We start from the raw sequence: 18607 nt of genomic DNA on the forward strand, positions 1-18607 counted from the left end.
TCAACCCTCCACGAACTGGGTAGCGGCGATGCGCTCGGCACAGGCCACGGCCGCCGAGGTCATGATGTCCAGGTTGCCGGCGTAGGCCGGCAGGTAGTGCGCGGCGCCCTCGACCTCGAGAAACACCGAAGTCTTCAGCCCGCTGCGCAGCCCCAGCCCCGGGACATTCACCGGCTGGTCGGCCGGGATCACCTCGAACTGCACCTGCTGCTTGAGGCGATAGCCGGGCACATAGGCCTGCACGGCCTCGACCATGGCCAGGATCGAGCGCTCGACCGCAGCCTGGTCTGCCGGCTCCGACAGCACGAACACGGTGTCGCGCATCATCAGCGGCGGCTCGGCCGGGTTGAGGACGATGATCGCCTTGCCCTTCTGTGCCCCGCCGAGTTTTTCGATGGCATGTGAGGTAGTCTCGGTGAACTCGTCGATGTTGGCCCGGGTGCCGGGGCCTGCCGACTTGCTGCTGATCGAGGCGACAATTTCACCGTAATGCACCGTGGCCACGCGCGATACCGCAGCGACGATCGGTATGGTGGCCTGGCCGCCGCAGGTGACCATGTTGATGTTCGGCGCGGCCAGTTCGGCATCCAGGTTGATCGCCGGAATGGTGAACGGGCCGATGGCGGCGGGCGTCAGGTCTATGACCTTGATCCCATGTTCCTGCAGCAGTGCATTGTGCCGCGCATGGGCACCGGCGCTGGTGGCATCGAAAACGATGCGGATATCCTTGAAACCCGGCAGCGCCAGCAGGCCCTCGACCCCCTTGGCGGTGGTGGCCACGCCCAGGCGCTCGGCCCGCGCCAGGCCATCGGAGGCCGGGTCGATGCCAACCATGGCGCCCATCTTCAGGTGCTGGCCGTTGCGCAGGATCTTGATCATCAGGTCGGTGCCGATATTGCCCGAACCGATGATGGCAACGCTGATCTTGTCGTTCATTGTCGTGATCCTGTGTTCAGGCTTTGGCGCGGCGTTCGGCGAGGGTCTGGCCACCGGCGGCCCACTGGGTCTCGGGGATTTCCTGCAACAGGACGCGCACGCTCTGGACCGGTACTTCGAGGCTGTCGGCGATGGCCAGGGTGACCTTGTCCAGCAGCGCGCGCTTCTTCTCGGGCGTGCGGCCTTCGGCGATATGGATGATGGCAATAGGCATGTCAGGTACTCCTGTCAGCGTTGGCCGGACGAGGTGAAGCGCATCGACACGCTGCCCAGGTGCTGGTAGCGCACGGTAACGTTGTCGCCCGCCTGCACTGCAATGGCCTCGGTGATGCCGCCAGTCATGATGAAGGTGCCCGCCGGCAGCTCGCGGCCCTTGGCACCGAGCATGTTGGCGAGCATCGCCACGCTCTGCGCCGGGTGCCCGAGCACCGCCGCGCCGGCCCCGGTGGCGACCACTTCGCCGTTCTTTTCCAGCACCACGCCCAGGCATTTGAGGTCGATGCCCTCGACCCCGGACATGCGTCCGCCCGTGACAAAACGTGCCGACGAGGTGTTGTCGGCAATCACGCTCTTGAGGTCGAAACGGAAGTTCTCGTAGCGCGAATCGATCACTTCGACCGCCGGCACGATGAAATCGGTGGCCGCCAGCACGTCGCCAACATGCACGCCCGGCCCTTTGAGCGGGTGCTTGAGGACGAAGGCGATCTCGGCCTCGACCTTGGGGTGGATCAGGCTGTCGACATCGATGGCCGCGCCGTCGAGGCTCGAGCCATAGTCGGTGAGAAAACCGTGGATGGGGTCGGTGACGCCCATCTGTTTCATCTTGGCGAACGAGGTCAGGCCCATCTTCAGGCCGGCGATACGCACGCCACGGGCCTGCTTGCGGGCGCGGATGGCGTCCTGGATGGCATAGGCGTCGTCCCAGTCCATGTCGGGGTGGGCGTCGGTGATCTTGGCCACCGCCTCACGCTTGAGTTCGGCGTTTTCCAGGTGTTCGGCCAGTTGGGCGATGGTGGCTTGGGACAGGTTCATGTGGGTTTTCCTTCAAACGAAGCGGACAGCGGCCGAGCCGATGTCGCCGAGGCTGATACGCAGTTGGTCGCCGGCCTGCACCGGCACCATGGCCGCCAGCGAACCGGAGAGAATCACCTCGCCCTTGTTCAGCGCGATGCCGAGGCGGCCGAGGGTGTTGGCCAGCCAGGCCACGGCGTTGGCCGGATGGCCAAGCGCGGCGGCACCGGCGCCGGTGGCGACGATCTCGCCGTTCTTTTCCAGGGTCATGCCGACACAGGCCAAGTCCACGTCACGCGGATCGACGCCGCGATCGCCCAGCACGAAGGCACCGGCCGAAGCGTTGTCGGCGACGGTGTCCTGGATGCGGATCTTCCAGTCGCGGACCCGCGAGTCGACGATCTCGAAGCACGGCATCACATAGGCGGTGGCGCGCAGCACATCGGCCACGGTGACGCCCGGGCCTTGCAGCGACTCCTTGAGCACGAAGGCGATCTCACCCTCGGCCTTGGGCGCGATGAGGCCCTCGATCGCGATGGCCGCGCCATCGGCGTGGAGCATGTCGCTGAGCAGGTGGCCGAAGTCGGGCTGGTCGACGCCGAGTATGTTCATGACGACCTGGCTGGTGACGCCGATCTTCTTGCCAAGCACGCGCTCGCCGGCATCGAGGCGCGGCTGGATCATCGCCAGTTGCACCTGGTAGGCCTGCTCCAGGGTGATGTCGGGGTAGGTTTCGGTCAGCGGCGCCAGGGCTTGGCGGGACGTCAGGGCCTGGTGCAGCTGCAGGCCGGCGTGCTGGATATCGTTCAGGTTCATGCTGTGCTCCTCACAGGCGGACGCAGACGTTGCGCAGTTCGGTGTAGAACTCCAGCGAGTGCACCCCGCCCTCACGGCCGATGCCCGACTGCTTGGCGCCGCCGAAAGCGGTGCGCAGGTCACGCAGGAACCACGCGTTGATCCAGCAGATGCCGACATCCAGCGCGCTGCCCAGGCGGTGGGCGACCTGCAGGTCGCGGGTCCAGACACTGGCGGCCAGGCCGTAAGGGGTGTCGTTGGCCAGGGCCACGGCCTCTTCCTCGGTGTCGAACGGCGCGATATGGCAGCACGGGCCGAAGATCTCTTCGCGGATCACCGCCGAGGTTTCCGGCAGGCCGGTCCAGATGGTCGGCTCGAACCAGGCGCCTTCGGCCAGGTGCGCCGGCACTTGGGGAATGCCGCCACCGCACACCACGGTGGCGCCATCGGCGACAGCCTGGCGGGCGTACGACAGCACCTTCTCGCGATGGCCGAGGGAGATCAGCGGGCCCATGGTGGTGCCATGGGCGTTCGGATCGCCCACCACGATGCTCGCGGCATGCGCCTTGAACGCCTCGACGAAGCGCTCGAACAATGGCCGCTGCACATAGATGCGTTCAGTCCCCAGGCACACCTGCCCACTGTTCTCGAACACCGCGCGCCCCAGCCCCTTGACCGCTTTTTCAAGGTCGGCGTCGGCGAAGACGATGCCGGCGTTCTTGCCGCCCAGCTCCAGCGACACCGGGCGGATGCCCTTGGCCGCAGCCTTCATGATGACCTCGCCAGTGCCGGTCTCGCCGGTAAAGGTCACGCCATCGACATCCGGGTGCGAAGTCAGGAAGGCCCCCGCCGAATCGGCGCCAAAGCCATGCACCACGTTGTACACACCCGGCGGCACACCGGCCTCGTTCATCACCTCGCCCAGCAGCGTGGCTGTGGCCGGGGTTTCCTCGGACGGCTTGACCACCACGGTGTTGCCGCAGGCCAGGGCCGGGCCGACTTTCCAGGTCATCAGCAGCAGCGGCAGGTTCCACGGGCAGACCACGCCGATCACCCCGCGCGGCGCTCGCACGGCATAGTTGACTGCCTTGCCGCCGTCCGGGGTGTCCATCACGAAGCTTTCGGTCGGTACGTTGCGGATCAGGTCGGCGAACACCTTGAAGTTGGCCGCACCGCGCGGGATGTCGAGATGCCCGGCCAGGTGTGCAGGCTTGCCGGTGTCGGCCACTTCGGCGGCGACGAACTCGGCATGGCGGCGCTCGATACCCTCGGCGACCTTGTGCAGCAAGGCGGTACGCTGGGCGACCGTCATCGTGCCCCAAGGGCCTTTGAGGGCGGCACGGGCAGCGGCCACGGCGGCATCGACTTCGGCCTGCCCCGCTTCGTGGACGAGGCCGATGACATTGTTGTCGGCAGGGTTGCGGTTTTCGAAGGTGCGGGCACTGGAGACCCACTCGCCGTTGATGAAATGGCGAAACGCTTGCGCAGGCATGATCGGTAATCCTCTGTTTTTTATTCGAATTCGGTGTCGCTGGCTTCCGGATCGCCGGCAGTGAGGTATTCCCACATCCGCTCGTAGATCCGCCCGCCACGGGTGGCGCGTTGCGCGCAGGCCTGGGCATCGAGCAACGGGCCGCGCTCGGCCAGGCCTGCGGCCCGCAGTTGCAGCTCGATGCGCGCGGCATCCTCCAGGTACCAGGTCAGGGTCAGGGCCTCGACCAGTGAATCGCCGGCGACGATGGCACCGTTGCCGCGCATGGCCAGGGCCTTGCCTTGGCCGAACAGCTCGCCCAAGGCGCTGGCCTGGGCATCGTCACGCAGCAACTGGACGTCGTCCCACAGCGGGATCGACGGCTGGAAGTAACTGCCCATGCCGTGCCGCGGTTGTGGGGTGAGGCCGGCGCAGGACAGCGCCATCACCTGCGCCGGCATGCTGCGGATCACTGCGCCCAGGTCGGCGCGGCGGCGGTAGAGCTGCTGGTGGATACGCACCTCGCCCAGCACGCCGTCCGGCAGCGGCCCATAGACCGGTACCACGGTGCCCGGCTCACCCACCCCGATCAGGCCCATCGGGCGCGCTGCACAGACCAGAAAGTGCTCGGCGTCCAGGCGCAGGCTGCAATGCCCGTAGGCATGCGCCAGCCCGGCGCGACCCAGGGCGCGGGCTGCCATGCGCACCTGGCGTTGCTGCGCCTCGCTGGCGAGCGGCGCGCGACTCATGACTTGAACTCCGGAATATCGGGTTTCGAACCCCAGGCGCAGTACGACGACGATACGCCGGGGAACTGCCGTGGCTGGTGGCTGGAGTCGTCTTCGGCACTGATGTGGCTGACCCCGGTGGAATACTCGTAGGTCATGCCGTCCGGCCCTTCGAAGTACAGGAACACCGCACCCGAGGTCGGATGCCGACCCGGGCCGAAGAGGATCTTGATGTTGCGCTCGCGCAGGAAGTAGTAGGCGCGCATCAGGTCGTCGATGCTCTCGACCTGGTGGTTGATGTGCTGCACCCCGGCGTGGCTGGAGGGGAACAGCGCGATCTTGTGGTGCACCTCGTCGATACGCAGCAGGGGCGCCTCGCCGATGCGGTCACTGACCCGGGCGTTGGCCAGGCGCGTCCAGAAATCCTCGTCGCGACGGGCGTCGGTGGTGCGCAGGCCGATATGGCTGAAACCGGTGATGCCGGCGTCGCGGCTGGGGAAGTAGCGGCTGCCGCTGGCATGGGGGCGCAGCACCAGTTCGATGTTGTTGCCGCTGGGGTCCTTGAAGCGGATCAGCTCGTTGACATGGCGCACCTCGGCGTCTTCACGCGAGCCATGCACCACCTTGAAGGCATTGCGCTCGAGCAGCACGGCAGCGTGCTCCAGCTCGTCGCTGCTGGTGACCTCGAAGGCGGTGGTGGTTTCACGCGGGTCGCCCTCGTAGTAGCACAGGGTGTGATCGCGGCTGTCGGAGCGAAAATACACCGCACCGTTGGCCTCGCGGGCCACCTGCAAACCGAGGATCTGCGTCGCGTAGCGGCGTGCGTCGTCCAGGTTGGCGGTCCCCAGGCGCACGTAGCGGATATCGTGCAGGTTGATCATGGGTGGAGTCCCTTGGTTTTATTTTTGTCTGGACTCATCCTCGCAACCGGCGCTTAATCGCAGAAGCTAATTCTCTTTATTCGCACTATTTGATTTGGTTATAGAGATGCGCACCGACCTCAATCTGCTACGCGTCCTGCTGGCCGTCTACGAAACCGGCAACGTCACCGCTGCGGCGAAACAGCTGGGCATCAGCCAGCCCGCCGCCAGCGCCGCCCTCGCCCGTCTGCGCCATTCGCTGCAGGATCCGCTGTTCATCCGCTCCGGTGCCGGCATGGAGGCCACGCCACGGGCCCAGGGCATCATCGAGCGCACCCGCGAAGTCATCGAAATCATCGACCGTGACATCCTCAGCAGCCCGACCTTCGACCCTGCCACCGCCGAAGACGAGTTCGTGTTCTGCCTGAGCGAGATCGGCGAGGTGGTGTTCCTGCCGCCGCTGTTCCAGAAGCTGCGCCAGCTCGCGCCACGCATTCGCCTGCGTACCCTCAGCCTGGCGCCCGATGCGCTCACCGACAGCCTGCATGACGGCAAGGTCGATGCCGTGCTCGGTTACTTCCCCGACCTCACGGCCCCCAACATCTACCAGCAACGGCTGTTCTCCCACGACCTCACCTGCATGCTGCGCCGCGGCCACCCACTGGCCCGCGAGCGCCTGGCGCTCGAGGATTTCGCCCGCATGGAGCACCTGCAGGTGCGCGACGGCAGCCGCCGCCAGGAAATGTTCGAAGCGCACCTGAACGAAGCGGGGATCAAGCGCAACATCGTGCTCGAGACCTCGCACTACATGAGCGTGCCCTCGATCATCGAGCAGTCCGACCTGGTGGTGGTGTTGCCGCGCACCGTGGCCAACCTGTACCTGGATACCGTGAACGTGCAGATCGTCGAGCCGCCGGTAGAGATCCCCTGCTACGACCTCAAGCAGTTCTGGCACGCACGCTTCCAGCAGGCGCCACGCAGTGTGTGGTTGCGCCGGGTGATCAGCGAGTTGTTTGCGCAGGGCTAGAAACGAAAGACCTGGATACAGGGCCCTCTTCACGGCCCCTGAATCGTCGTTCATACGTCATATAGGAAGACACCATGCAAGCGCTGGAAAAGCACCTTGATAACCTTGTACACCGCCAGCTCGACGTCGCCGTTTTGAAAGGTGACTGGGGGGTAGGGAAAACGCATTTCTTCAACACCTACGTTGCCAAGCTGGACAGTACGCCGGGGGCGGCAGGGACACTGAACGCCTACTGTTATATCTCGCTGTTTGGCGTCAACTCCATAGAGCAGGTAAAGACAAAACTGCACCAAAGCACCCGGTTCTATACCCAACCACACGCACAGCCTGGTGACTTTCGAGAGCAGTTCGTGCACAAGACCCATGCACTGGTCAAGCGCTCAAAACAACGCCTGCTCAACTACAACGATCAGCTGAAGAACGCCCCGATACTGAACCGTGCCGCAAAAGCGATCGACAGCGCCAGCAACGCGGCAATCAGCAACTACCTGATCTGCATTGATGACCTGGAGCGCAAAGGCAAGGATCTGAAGATCAAGGAGATCATGGGTTTCATCGATGAACTCCGCACGCAAAGAAAATGCGCGATCCTGATCATCCTCAACGAGGATACACTCGAGGACGCGGACATCCGGGAATACAATAACTACCGCGAAAAAGTCATTGACGCCGAATTTCTCTACGACCCCTCACCCGCCGAAAACTTCGGAAAAGTCTTCGATGAGGCGGACTTTGGATTTGCCGACGCCCAAGCGCTGTCCTGTGCCTTGGAGATCAAGAACATCCGCATTCTGGAGAAAGTATGGCAGACGCTGGAGAATCACCGAGACCTCATTGAACGTAGCCGCGAGTCGGTCATCCGTGAGTTCGTCCATTGCGCGGTACTCATGACATGGGCTTATTTCTCTGCCGGTGCAGAGGAGGAAGAAGCCGCCCTGAAGAAGCGCCTGCTCCACGCTCCATTGAGTGACGCATTGAAACTCAAGGAGGGTGAAACCTACACCCGGCATCACAAGTTGTTGAATTTCGCGAAAAACAAACTGCTGATAATGGATTCGAAATTTCACAACCCCTTGGCGCGTTATTTGATCCAGGGCTACCCCGACACCGACGCACTCGAGGCGCTATTGTGTGATGAAGAAAAAAACACACGGGCCCGGGATGCCGAGAGGCTGTGGCGAGAAACTTGGGAGCACTATACAAACTCGCTCAGCGACAATTATGAGCAGATCAGAAACAACTTAGTGATTTTGCTCGATTCTGAGTACTTCACCGCCTATAACCTTTCTCATTTCATGAGGGCTATCGAATTTCTTGAGGACATGGGAGAAACCGTAGAGCCGTGGGTGCAGGGTTTTATCGAGCGGCATGAGGAGTTGATCGCACGAGGTGATTTCGATGCCTGGAAGAACACGAAAAATGCCACATTGGCGGCGGCCATACAGGCCCCACGGCTTAAGGAAGCCATTCCCCTCGAACTGACAGACACACTGAAAATGTTGGCAATCAGCGGGTATTGGAGCGCAGCCCAGCTTCAGTTCCTGGCGTCGCACACCGCCGATGATTTCTACAACTGGATGAAATCCGACCCCAAGGACCCTCTCACGCTCATCAACAAGGGGCTGTTAGGGCTCAAAGCAATGGGCGCCGATGAGGAGGACGCACATAAGGTTTCGCAGATCCTTGAGCGCACGAACGCTGCTCTGGATCGTCTCACCGCCGACTCTGAGATCAACAAGAAACGGATACCCGAGCTCTACCCACGCTAGCGACTCTGGCAAGGGCGCGCCCCGAGGACTACCATGTGCAGCCTCTGGCGCGACCTTTTGCCGCGCCCTCGCCTGCAGCCTGAATGCCGTCCCATGCCCTTCGAACTCACCGTAGAACCGCTTACCCTGCTGATCCTCGCCGCAGTGGCCTTCGTCGCCGGTTTCATCGATGCCATTGCCGGTGGTGGTGGCCTGCTCACCACCCCCGCCCTGCTCACCGCCGGCATGCCGCCGCACCTGGTGCTGGGCACCAACAAGCTCAGCTCGACCTTCGGCTCGGCCACCGCCGGGTTCACCTACTACCGGCGCAAGTTGTTCCACCCGGCACAGTGGCGCCTGGCGATCGTCGGCACCTTGAGCGGCGCGCTGATCGGCGCAGTGATCGCCCACTACATGCCTGCCGAATGGTTGAACAAGATGCTGCCGGTGATCGTCTTCGCCTGTGGCGTGTACCTGCTGTTCGGCGGCACCCCCAAGGCGCCGCTGGATGCCGATGCACCGATCAGGAAAAAATGGCAGTTCCCCCAGGGTTTCAGCCTAGGCTTCTACGACGGCGTGGCCGGGCCGGGCACGGGTGCGTTCTGGACGGTAAGCACGCTGCTGCTCTACCCCATCGACCTGGTACGTGCCAGTGGTGTGGCGCGCAGCATGAACTTCGTCAGCAACATCGCGGCGCTGACGGTGTTCGTGATTTCCGGGCAAGTGGACTATATCGTCGGCCTGGCCATGGGCGTGTCGGTGATGATCGGCGCGTTCTTCGGCGCCCGCACCGCGATCAGCGGCGGCAGCAAGTTCATTCGCCCGGTGTTCATCACCGTGGTGCTGGCGCTGACCGTGCGCCTGGCCTGGCAGCATTGGTTCGGCCAGGCCTGAGGGCTGAGTCAGGTCAGCAGCACCGGCTCCGCCAACCCCAGCCGCCGCGCCACGTACAGGTCGATCAGGTAACGGGCGATGGAGCGCCCGGCGGGCAATGGCGGCAGGTCGTGTACGCTGAACCACTGGGCATCCTCGATCTCGTCAGGCTGCATGACGATCTCGCCGCCCGCGTACTCGGCGTGGAAGCCCAGCATCATCGAATGCGGGAACGGCCAGCACTGGCTGCCCACGTACTGGATATTCTTGACCTGCACCGCCACTTCCTCGCGCACTTCGCGCACCAGGCAATCCTCCGCCGACTCGCCCGGTTCGGCAAAGCCGGCCAGGGTGCTGTACACCCCGGTGACGAAGCGCGGTGAACGCGCCAGCAGGATTTCGTCGCCACGGGTCACCAGCACGATCATGCTGGGCGAGATGCGCGGGTAGCTGCGCAGGTCGCAGGCCTGGCAGTACATCGCCCGCTCCCAGCGGATCTGCGTCATCGGCTGGCCGCAACTGCCGCAGAAACGATGCTCGCGCGCCCAGGTGCCGATCTGTGCGGCGTAACCCAGCAGCTTGTAGGTGTCGAAGTCGCCTTCGAGCATGAACTGGCGCAGGCCGCGCCAGCTCATGCCCGGCAGTTCGCTGGCAGTGCGCAGCTCCAGGAGGAACACCGGCTCGCCGTCGAAATGGCCGATTCCGTGCTCGCAGAGCACGTCCAGCTCCTGGCGCTTGAGCCAGTCACGCGGGAACAACGCACCGTTGTCATCCACCAGGAACCCCGCAGGGCTGCGGGCGACGGCCAGGCCGCCAGCGGTCTGCGGGTCGAGTACTGCGGTAGTCCAGCGTGCTGACATGTTCGGCTCTCTTCAGGCGCGTGCGCCGTCAGGAGGTCAGTCGGCGAACGTCGGTTTCTGTTTGTTCATATGGGCCGCCACCGCGACCCGCAGGTCTTCTGACTGCAGCATGGCAGCGTTCCAGGTGGCGATGTACTGCAGGCCATCGTCGATACGATGGTCGCGCATGTAGCTGATCATTTCCTTGGTGCCGGCCACGGCGATGGGCGATTTTCCTGCAATTTCCCGGGCGATGGCAAAGACTCCGTCGAGCAATGCCGCCTGGTCGTCATACACCCGGTTGACCAGGCCGATGCGCAACGCCTCGTTGGCATCGATCATACGCCCGGTGTAGGCCAGCTCACGCATCATGCCGTCGCCGATGATACGTGGCAAACGTTGCAGGGTGCCGACATCGGCGGCCATGCCCATGTCGATTTCCTTGATCGAGAACTGCGCATCGGCGCTGCAATAGCGCATGTCGCAGGCCGACACCAGGTCGATGGCACCGCCGATGCAATAGCCCTGGATCGCCGCCAGCACCGGCTTGCGGCACTTGTCGACGGCCGTGAACGAGCTTTGCAGACGCAGGATGGTACGGCGCAGCAGGCGCGCATTGCGGCCGGCGTCCTTGCCCATCTGGCCGGCCAGCGAGGCCAGCATCATCAGGTCGATCCCCGAGGAAAAATGCTTGCCCGCGCCACTGACAACCACCGCACGCACCGCCTCGGTGTCGTCGACCCACTGGAAGATCTCTACGATTTCCTCCCAGAAGGCAGCGTTCATCGCGTTGATTTTTTCCGGGCGATTGATCTGCACATGGGCGATGTTGTCGGTCAGTTCGACCTTGAACGCGGTGTACTCGGTCACGGGCGGCACTCCTGTGGGGAAAGGGTTCACGCGCCGGACTATAACGCACCTGCAAGGCGATGCTTGTGCCAAAGGCGGGACTGATTGCCAGTGGTAAAGAACAGGCTGTCGATTCGCGCCCTGCCCGTTCGACCAATGTTCAGGCACCGCAGTGACCTATTCTTCCACTGCCCCGAACACCCCTCGCGAGGACATACCCATGCGCACACTCATCGTTGCCGCGTTCGTCAGCCTGGACGGCGTCATGCAAGCCCCCGGCGGCCCGCAGGAAGACACTAGCCAAGGCTTCGGTTTCGGCGGCTGGCTCGTGCCCTACGCCGACGAAACCTTTGGCCATGTCATGCAAGCGCTGTTCAGCCAGCCTTTCGAGTTGCTGCTGGGGCGGCGGACCTACGACATCTTTGCCGGCTACTGGCCCAAGGTCGGCGCGGATTCGGACAACGCGCCCATGGCCGAACTGTTCAACAAGGTGCCGAAGCACGTCGCCACGCATCACCCCGACACCCTCGACTGGCAAAACAGCCGCGCCTTGGGCGCTGACGTGATCCAGGCCGTGCGCGCGCTCAAGCAGCAGGACGGCCCGGCACTGCTCACCCAAGGCAGCGCCGAACTGGTGCAGCAACTGTTGGCAGCCGGATTGGTGGACGAGCTGCGCCTGTTGATCAACCCGGTGATGCTCGGGCACGGCAAACGGCTGTTCGCAGACAACGCGCAACCGGCGGCCTTGAGCCTGGTCGAGTCCTTGAGCTCGCCACGCGGGGTACTGCTCGCCCATTACCGTCGCAGTGGCGAGGTGCAGACCGGCAGCTTTGCCTGACACACTGCCTACCGCGAGTTGTGCCCACAGGCGTGTCGCGCCTTAGAATGGGCCGACACTCTCTGGAAGCATTTCACATGGACCTGCTGTTCCTGGGCACCAGCGCCGGGGCGCCTACCAAGGCGCGCAATGTCAGCGCCACGGCCGTCATCGACACCAGCGGCAGCGGCTGGTATCTGGTCGATTGCGGCGAGGCCACCCAGCACCAGCTCCTGCACACGCCGTTGTCGGTCCGCGACCTTCGCGCGATCTTCATCACCCACGTGCATGGCGACCACTGCTTCGGCCTGCCCGGCCTGCTGGCCAGCGCCGGTATGTCCGGGCGCAGCAAGCCACTCGAGCTGATCCTGCCTGCTGCGCTGCACGACTGGGTGCGCCTGAGCCTCTCGGTCAGCGACACCTACCTGCCCTTCGAGCTGTGCCTGCACGCTGCCGAAACCTTCGGCAACTGGAGCAACGCCAGCCTGCAGGTCAATGCGGTCGAGCTGTCCCACCGAGTCCCGAGCCGTGGTTATGTGTTCACCGAGATCAATCCCGAGCCGCGCCTGGACATCCCGCGCCTGGAGGCAGACGGCATCCCGCGCGGCCCGCTGTGGGGCGAACTGGCCAAGGGCATTGCCGTGGTTCACCAGGGCCGCCAGCTCGATCCACGGCACTACCTGCGCGCCTCCCGGCCAGCGCGACGGGTCATCGTCTGTGGCGACAACGATCGCCCCGAGCTGTTGGCAGAAGTTGCCAAGGGCGCGGATGTACTGGTGCACGAAGCGACCTTCACCCAGCCACTGATCGAGCGCACCGGCATCAGCTTCGGACACAGCAGTGCCGAGGCGGTGGCGAAATTCGCCCAATCGGCTGGGGTCAAGAACCTGGTGTTGACTCACTTCAGCGCCCGTTACCAGGGCGATCCACGGCGCAGCCCGTGCATCGATGACCTCCACGCCGAAGCCCAGGCCCACTACGACGGCAGCTTGATCCTGGCGCGCGATCTTCAGCGCTATCACCTGGACCGGAACGGGGACTTGCTGCACGAACCAAATACTTGAGCGCGAAATTGCACTGAACCAACCGACCTGCGGCGTGATCCTTCCCTAGGCGCAGCCAGCGTAAACGCGCTGGCTTTCATCGCCAACGACAAGGAGCCGCCATGACCACGACCGTCCACGACCCCTACCGGTGCACGCCCGGGCCGCTGCATGCGACCCTGCTGGCCGGCACCGTGCCGCTGTTTCTCGGGGCATTGATCAGCGACATCGCCTACTACCAGACCTTCCAGATCCAGTGGAGCAACTTCGCCGCCTGGCTGATCGCCGGAGGGCTGCTGTTCTGCGGCATGGCCGTGCTGTTCGCACTGGCCAACCTGGTGCGCGCCGAGCGCAAGGCCGGTCGCCCGGTGCTGTACGTGCTGCTGTTGGTGGTGACCTGGCTGCTGGGGCTGGTCAACGCCTTCGAACATGCCAAGGACGCCTGGGCGGTCATGCCCTCGGGGCTGGTGCTGTCGGTGATCGTGAGCGTGCTGGCCTGCATCGCCACCTGGGTCGGCCTGACCAACCTGCGCTCGGGAGGTGCCGCATGAAGACGCCTCTTGCCCTGTCGATCCTGAGCATGAGCCTGCTGCTGGCCGCCTGCGGTGGTGACGGCGATGCCACCCAGGCCCGCGGCCCCGACCCGAAACTTCCGGCCCCCGAACGTGGCCTGCTGCCGAGCATGAAGATCGCCGAACCGGCACTGTGGGGCGAGCAGAAACCCAAGGTGCCGGACGGCTACAGCATCACGGCCATCGCCACCGACCTGAAGATCCCGCGCCAGACCCTGATCCTGCCCAACGGCGACATCATCGTGGCAGAAGGCCGTGGCGGCAATGCCGCCAAGCTCAAGCCCAAGGACGTGATCGCCAGCCAGATCAAGGCCAAGGGCAACACCCAGGTCAAAAGCGGCAACCGCCTCACGCTGCTGCGCGATGCCGATGGCGACGGCCGCTACGAAGTGCAGACGGTATTCGCCGACAACCTCAACGCCCCTTACGGCCTGGCGTTTGCCGATGGCAAGCTGTACGTGGCCAACCAGGATGCCCTGGTGCGCTTCGATTACCAGGACGGCCAGACCAAGGCCGATGGCCCGCCGACCACGCTTACCGAGCTGCCCTCGGCGATCAACCACCACTGGACCAAGGCGCTGACCATCAGCCCGGACGGTCGCTATCTGTATGTGGGCATCGGCTCGAACAGCAACATCACCGAGCGCGGCATGGAAGTGGAGATCGACCGCGCGATGGTCTGGCAGATCGACGCCCAGACCGGCGCGCACAAGCCCTACGCCACCGGCTTGCGCAACCCGACGGCGCTGACCATCCAGCCTGATTCGGGGCAACTGTGGGCGGTGGTCAACGAACGCGATGAGCTGGGGCCGGACCTGGTGCCCGACTACCTGACCTCGGTGCGCGAAGGCGCCTTCTACGGATGGCCCTGGAGCTACTGGGGGCAGAACGTCGATACCCGCGCGCAACCGCAGAATCCGGAGAAAGTCGCCGCCGCGATCAAGCCGGACTACAGCCTCGGTTCACATGTCGCCGCCCTGGGAGTCGATTTTTCCCTGCCGGCGATGGGCGAGAAATTTGCCGATGGCGTGTTCGTGGGCGAGCACGGCAGCTGGAACCGGCCCAATCCTGTCGGCTACAAGGTGATCTTCGTGCCGTTCAGCAATGGCAAGCCAGCGGGTGAGCCAATCGACTTCGCCACCGGTTTTCGGGGTGAGGATGGCAAGACCCGCGGCCGCCCGGTGGGGGTGACAGTGGATCCGAAAGGCGCGCTGATCATCGCCGACGACCTGGCCAATACCGTGTGGCGGGTGACGCGTAATCAGTGATGCGCTAAATCAAGGCCAGCCCGCCCCCACAGGGGGATGGCTGGCCTTGATGTTTTGAACCGCACCCGCCATGGCCCTAAACCGCCAAGCCTACCCCGCCCAGCACCACCACCGATGCCTCCAGCAAACGCAGCGACATCGCCACCCCAACAGCCAGACCCCGTCCCTGATCACGATCTGACGGAACGTTCGCAAAGCAACACTCCAGCCTGTGAAAGCGATATTTTTTTCTGTAACGAAAATGTAATATTCGCTTTCGCAGATAAAACAACAACGTTGGAGTACCCCGATGTTTGCCTTCTTCCGCCCCGCCGTGCACCGGGCGCCGCTGCCCGCTGAACAGGTCGACAGTACCTATCGCCGCCTGCGCTGGCAGATCTTCGCCGGCATCTTCTTCGGTTATGCAGGCTATTACCTGCTGCGCAAGAACTTCTCCCTGGCCATGCCTTACCTGATCGACGAGGAAGGCTACACCCGCGGTCAGCTCGGCCTGGCCATCTCGGCCATCGCCATTGCCTACGGCCTGTCCAAGTTCCTCATGGGCCTGGTGTCCGACCGCTCCAACCCCCGTTACTTCCTGCCTTTCGGGCTGCTGGTGTCGGCAGCGGTGATGTTCGTGTTCGGATTCGCACACTGGGCCACCTCCAGCGTCACCATCATGTTCATCCTGCTGTTCATCAACGGCTGGGCCCAGGGCATGGGCTGGCCGCCGAGCGGGCGGACCATGGTGCACTGGTGGTCGCAGAAAGAGCGCGGCGGCGTGGTGTCGGTGTGGAACGTGGCACATAACGTGGGTGGCGGCCTGATTGGCCCGCTGTTCATCCTCGGGCTGGGCTGGACCAACGACTGGCATGCCGCCTTCTATGTACCGGCCGCCGTGGCCGTGCTGGTGGCCGTATTCGCCTTCATTACCATGCGCGACACCCCGCAATCGGTGGGCCTGCCGCCGATCGAGGAATACAAGAACGACTACCCCGAAGGCTACGACGCCAGCCACGAACAGGAATTCAGCGCCAAGCAGATCTTCGTCAAGTACGTGCTGCGCAACAAGATGCTCTGGTACATCGCCCTGGCCAACGTCTTCGTCTACCTGCTGCGCTACGGCGTGCTCGACTGGGCGCCGACCTACCTCAAGGAGGCCAAGCACTTCACCGTCGACAAGACCTCCTGGGCCTACTTCTTCTACGAGTGGGCAGGCATCCCCGGCACCCTGCTGTGCGGCTGGATGTCGGACAAGATCTTCCGTGGCAATCGCGGCCTGACCGGCATCGTGTTCATGGCCCTGGTCACCGTCGCGACCCTGGTGTACTGGCTCAACCCACCGGGCAACCCCACTGTCGACATGATCGCGCTGTTCTCCATCGGCTTCCTGATCTACGGCCCGGTGATGCTGATCGGCCTGCAGGCGCTGGAACTGGCGCCGAAGAAAGCCGCCGGCACCGCTGCCGGGTTCACCGGTTTGTTCGGCTACCTGGGCGGCTCGGTCGCAGCCAGTGCCGCGATGGGCTTCACCGTCGACCACTTCGGCTGGGACGGCGGCTTCGTGCTGCTGGTCGGTGCCTGCCTGCTGTCGATCGCCTTCCTGCTGCCGACACTGCGCCACACTCAGGTTGCCAGCAGCCGGCGCGAAGCGGTGGCGTGATCAACTGATATAACGCCTGCGGCAAACAACAAGGCCGGTGACATTTTTTGTCACCGGCCTTGTTGTTCCAGCGCCAGGAAAGTTGCCCCCTGCCCTTCCGGGCGCACTGAAATCAATGCGCGAAAAGATGGCTCTTCGCCACAGTTCATTAAATACCAGGCATAAAAAAGCCGCCTGAGATCAGGCGGCAAACAACCAAAGGGCGATAAAGTGGAGCCCACCCAGGAGGTGCTCTAGCACGGGGGATGTCCTGAGTGCACGAATACTTTATCGGGGCCGACTTTAACCCCTTGGCCACTCGATACTGCAATCAAAAACCGTGATTTCGATTATCAACGAAACGCAATGGCATGCGCGGCTCGGCATTTGTTACTAGTAGCCCGGCATCAATACCGGCTGCACCCTTACAACAATTACATTCCTTTATTCAGACACCTGCCTCAACAATTCCAACCAAGGGGTATGACATGTCGCCATTGCGACTCTCCATGCTGAGCGCGGCGCTACTGTGCGCGCCGTTGCAAGCCGCATTCGCCGAAGCCGTTTCGAGCCAGTCCGAAGCCAAGGGATTCTTCGAAGGCAGCGAGCTGAACGCACGCCTGCGCAACTACTACTTCAACCGTGATGGCAAGTCGCAAGGCCCGGATCGCCGCGACTGGACCCAAGGCTTCATCCTCAACTACAGCTCCGGCTTCACCCAGGGCACCGTGGGCTTTGGCGTCGAAGCGTTCGGCCACCTGGCAGTCAAGCTCGACGGCGGCAAGGGCACCTCCGGCACCGGCAACCTGCCCGTCAGGGACAACGGTGCCCCCGAAGACGACTATGGCCGCGCCGGGGGCGCATTGAAGCTGCGCATCTCCAAGACCGAACTGCGCTGGGGCGACCTGCAACCCACCGCGCCGGTGTTCGCTGCCGGCGGTACACGGCTGCTGCCGCAAACGGCCACTGGCTTCAACCTGCTCAGCAGCGAGATCAAGGGGCTGGACCTGGAGGCGGGCCACTTCACTGGTGGCAACGGCCCGGTCACCACCAATGGCGACCATGGCCTGTGGGCCTCCTACGCCAACATCCAGGCCGACAGCATCGACTACATAGGCGGCAAATACGCGGTCAACGACGCCCTGTCGGTGTCGCTGTATGGCTCCAAGCTGCAGGACATCTGGCGCCAGTACTACGGCAACGCCAACTACATCCTGGCGCTGGCCGACGACCAGTCGCTGAACTTCGATTTCAACCTCTACCGCACCAACGACGATGGCCGCGCCGACGCCGGCTCGATCAACAACACCACCTGGTCGTTCTCCACCGCGTACAACTTCCTCTCGGCGCACACCATCACCCTGGCCTACCAGAAAGTGCACGGCGACACCCCGTTCGACTACGTCGCCTTCGGCATCAACGGCCCGGGAGACACCGGGGACGGAATCTTCCTGGCCAACTCCATCCAGTACTCGGACTTCAACGGCCCGGAGGAAAAGTCATGGCAGGTGCGCTACGACCTGGACATGAACACCTTCGGCGTGCCGGGGTTGAGCTTCATGGCCCGCTACGTCAACGGCCATGGCATCGACGGCAGCAAGATGGCCGCGGACAGCAAGTACCTGGGCTATGGCTATGGCGAGGATGGCAAGCATCATGAAACCAACCTCGAAGCCAAGTACGTGGTGCAGTCCGGCCCGGCCAAGGACCTGTCGGTGCGCCTGCGCGAGGCGATCCACCGGGGCAATGCCGACCAGGCCGAAGGGGATGTCAACGAGTTCCGGGTGATCGTCGACTACCCGCTGTCGATTCTCTGATCGCGACGTCAGTGCCGGCCCTATCGCGGGCAAGCCCGCTTCCACAGGTCGCCACTGGCCCTTGTAGGTGCCGCGCCAGCGAGCAGTGGCACGGCCAGGGCGCAGACGCCGAGGAAGGCGCGGCGGCGTTGCGGGGTGGTGCGTGAAGTCGGGTGCATGGTGTTTTGCCTGCGATCAATGGGGACCGCTACACAACAAGCCAGCCCACCCGTTTATTCCCGCTGTATCTACCGGCCCTGTTGAGGGGCAAGCCCGCTCCCCCAGAGACTGGAAGAACACACATCCGAACTCCAGTCACACTCTCGGATCGGGGGGGGGGGGGGGGGGGGGGG

General features: G+C 63.7%; 19 protein-coding genes. 9 read left to right on the forward strand and 10 right to left on the reverse strand.

Going from position 1 to position 18607, the window contains the following annotated elements:
* The 7 genes from ACPZMI_RS04505 to ACPZMI_RS04535 are packed head-to-tail and all read right to left on the reverse strand — an operon-like array spanning position 1 to position 5822.
* Positions 1 to 936 carry an acetaldehyde dehydrogenase (acetylating) gene (locus ACPZMI_RS04505; RefSeq protein ID WP_426351770.1) on the reverse strand — a complete coding sequence of 312 codons (936 nt, stop codon included), beginning with the start codon at positions 934 to 936 and terminating at the stop codon, positions 1 to 3.
* A 16-nt stretch (positions 937 to 952) separates the two neighbouring features.
* Entirely contained in the window at positions 953 to 1150 is a 198-nt protein-coding gene (locus ACPZMI_RS04510) for a tautomerase family protein (RefSeq protein ID WP_411382874.1), read from the reverse strand.
* A 14-nt stretch (positions 1151 to 1164) separates the two neighbouring features.
* Positions 1165 to 1968, reverse strand: coding sequence for a 2-oxo-3-hexenedioate decarboxylase (dmpH, locus tag ACPZMI_RS04515; protein WP_112898682.1), 804 nt, complete (start codon positions 1966 to 1968; stop codon positions 1165 to 1167).
* Between the two features lie 12 nt (positions 1969 to 1980).
* A complete protein-coding gene (dmpE, locus tag ACPZMI_RS04520; protein WP_426351771.1) occupies positions 1981 to 2763 on the reverse strand; it encodes a 2-oxopent-4-enoate hydratase in 783 nt (260 codons plus the stop codon).
* A 10-nt stretch (positions 2764 to 2773) separates the two neighbouring features.
* Entirely contained in the window at positions 2774 to 4234 is a 1461-nt protein-coding gene (locus tag ACPZMI_RS04525; protein WP_426351772.1) for a 2-hydroxymuconic semialdehyde dehydrogenase, read from the reverse strand.
* Positions 4235 to 4254: 20 nt separating this feature from the next.
* On the reverse strand, positions 4255 to 4962 hold the full coding sequence (locus tag ACPZMI_RS04530; RefSeq protein WP_426351773.1) for a class II aldolase/adducin family protein: 708 nt from the start codon (positions 4960 to 4962) through the stop codon (positions 4255 to 4257).
* The gene (locus ACPZMI_RS04535; protein ID WP_426351774.1) at positions 4959 to 5822 is read right to left on the reverse strand and encodes a VOC family protein; all 864 of its coding nucleotides are present in this window, start codon (positions 5820 to 5822) and stop codon (positions 4959 to 4961) included. Before ACPZMI_RS04535 ends, ACPZMI_RS04530 begins: the two co-directional genes overlap by 4 nt.
* Positions 5823 to 5928: 106 nt before the next feature.
* On the opposite strand from ACPZMI_RS04535, the gene ACPZMI_RS04540 reads away from it, so the two are divergent.
* The 3 genes from ACPZMI_RS04540 to ACPZMI_RS04550 all read left to right on the forward strand — a co-directional run bounded on the left by ACPZMI_RS04540 (position 5929) and on the right by ACPZMI_RS04550 (position 9470).
* A complete protein-coding gene (locus ACPZMI_RS04540) occupies positions 5929 to 6828 on the forward strand; it encodes a LysR family transcriptional regulator (protein WP_063545475.1) in 900 nt (299 codons plus the stop codon).
* A gap of 74 nt (positions 6829 to 6902) precedes the next feature.
* On the forward strand, positions 6903 to 8597 hold the full coding sequence (locus ACPZMI_RS04545; RefSeq protein WP_411382880.1) for a P-loop NTPase fold protein: 1695 nt from the start codon (positions 6903 to 6905) through the stop codon (positions 8595 to 8597).
* Between the two features lie 93 nt (positions 8598 to 8690).
* The gene (locus ACPZMI_RS04550) at positions 8691 to 9470 is read left to right on the forward strand and encodes a TSUP family transporter (RefSeq protein ID WP_112898686.1); all 780 of its coding nucleotides are present in this window, start codon (positions 8691 to 8693) and stop codon (positions 9468 to 9470) included.
* Between the two features lie 8 nt (positions 9471 to 9478).
* Here ACPZMI_RS04550 and nudC read toward each other — a convergent pair whose 3' ends face one another.
* Both nudC and ACPZMI_RS04560 read right to left on the reverse strand, forming a co-directional pair.
* Positions 9479 to 10309: an NAD(+) diphosphatase gene (gene nudC / locus ACPZMI_RS04555; protein ID WP_065861824.1), complete on the reverse strand. Its 831-nt coding sequence runs from the start codon at positions 10307 to 10309 to the stop codon at positions 9479 to 9481.
* 36 nt (positions 10310 to 10345) lie between these two features.
* The gene (locus ACPZMI_RS04560; RefSeq protein WP_186668879.1) at positions 10346 to 11158 is read right to left on the reverse strand and encodes a crotonase/enoyl-CoA hydratase family protein; all 813 of its coding nucleotides are present in this window, start codon (positions 11156 to 11158) and stop codon (positions 10346 to 10348) included.
* Between the two features lie 199 nt (positions 11159 to 11357).
* Between ACPZMI_RS04560 and ACPZMI_RS04565 the strand changes: the two genes are divergently transcribed.
* From ACPZMI_RS04565 to ACPZMI_RS04590, 6 genes are all read left to right on the forward strand, one after another.
* A complete protein-coding gene (locus tag ACPZMI_RS04565; RefSeq protein ID WP_426351775.1) occupies positions 11358 to 11975 on the forward strand; it encodes a dihydrofolate reductase family protein in 618 nt (205 codons plus the stop codon).
* A gap of 77 nt (positions 11976 to 12052) precedes the next feature.
* Entirely contained in the window at positions 12053 to 13018 is a 966-nt protein-coding gene (locus ACPZMI_RS04570; RefSeq protein ID WP_426351776.1) for an MBL fold metallo-hydrolase, read from the forward strand.
* Between the two features lie 101 nt (positions 13019 to 13119).
* Positions 13120 to 13548: a DUF2231 domain-containing protein gene (locus ACPZMI_RS04575; protein WP_426351777.1), complete on the forward strand. Its 429-nt coding sequence runs from the start codon at positions 13120 to 13122 to the stop codon at positions 13546 to 13548.
* Positions 13545 to 14837, forward strand: a complete 1293-nt coding sequence (locus ACPZMI_RS04580) for a PQQ-dependent sugar dehydrogenase (RefSeq protein WP_186722293.1) — start codon at positions 13545 to 13547, stop codon at positions 14835 to 14837. Before ACPZMI_RS04575 ends, ACPZMI_RS04580 begins: the two co-directional genes overlap by 4 nt.
* Before the next feature lie 289 nt (positions 14838 to 15126).
* Positions 15127 to 16479 carry a glycerol-3-phosphate transporter gene (gene glpT / locus ACPZMI_RS04585; RefSeq protein ID WP_288375227.1) on the forward strand — a complete coding sequence of 451 codons (1353 nt, stop codon included), beginning with the start codon at positions 15127 to 15129 and terminating at the stop codon, positions 16477 to 16479.
* A 467-nt stretch (positions 16480 to 16946) separates the two neighbouring features.
* Positions 16947 to 18275 carry an OprD family porin gene (locus ACPZMI_RS04590; protein ID WP_411382884.1) on the forward strand — a complete coding sequence of 443 codons (1329 nt, stop codon included), beginning with the start codon at positions 16947 to 16949 and terminating at the stop codon, positions 18273 to 18275.
* A gap of 20 nt (positions 18276 to 18295) precedes the next feature.
* Here the strand turns inward: ACPZMI_RS04590 and ACPZMI_RS04595 are convergent, their stop codons facing one another.
* The gene (locus ACPZMI_RS04595) at positions 18296 to 18433 is read right to left on the reverse strand and encodes a hypothetical protein (protein WP_426351778.1); all 138 of its coding nucleotides are present in this window, start codon (positions 18431 to 18433) and stop codon (positions 18296 to 18298) included.
* Positions 18434 to 18607: the final 174 nt, after the last annotated feature.

Source organism: Pseudomonas wayambapalatensis, from assembly GCF_049942315.1.
Taxonomy (GTDB): Bacteria; Pseudomonadota; Gammaproteobacteria; order Pseudomonadales; family Pseudomonadaceae; genus Aquipseudomonas; species Aquipseudomonas wayambapalatensis.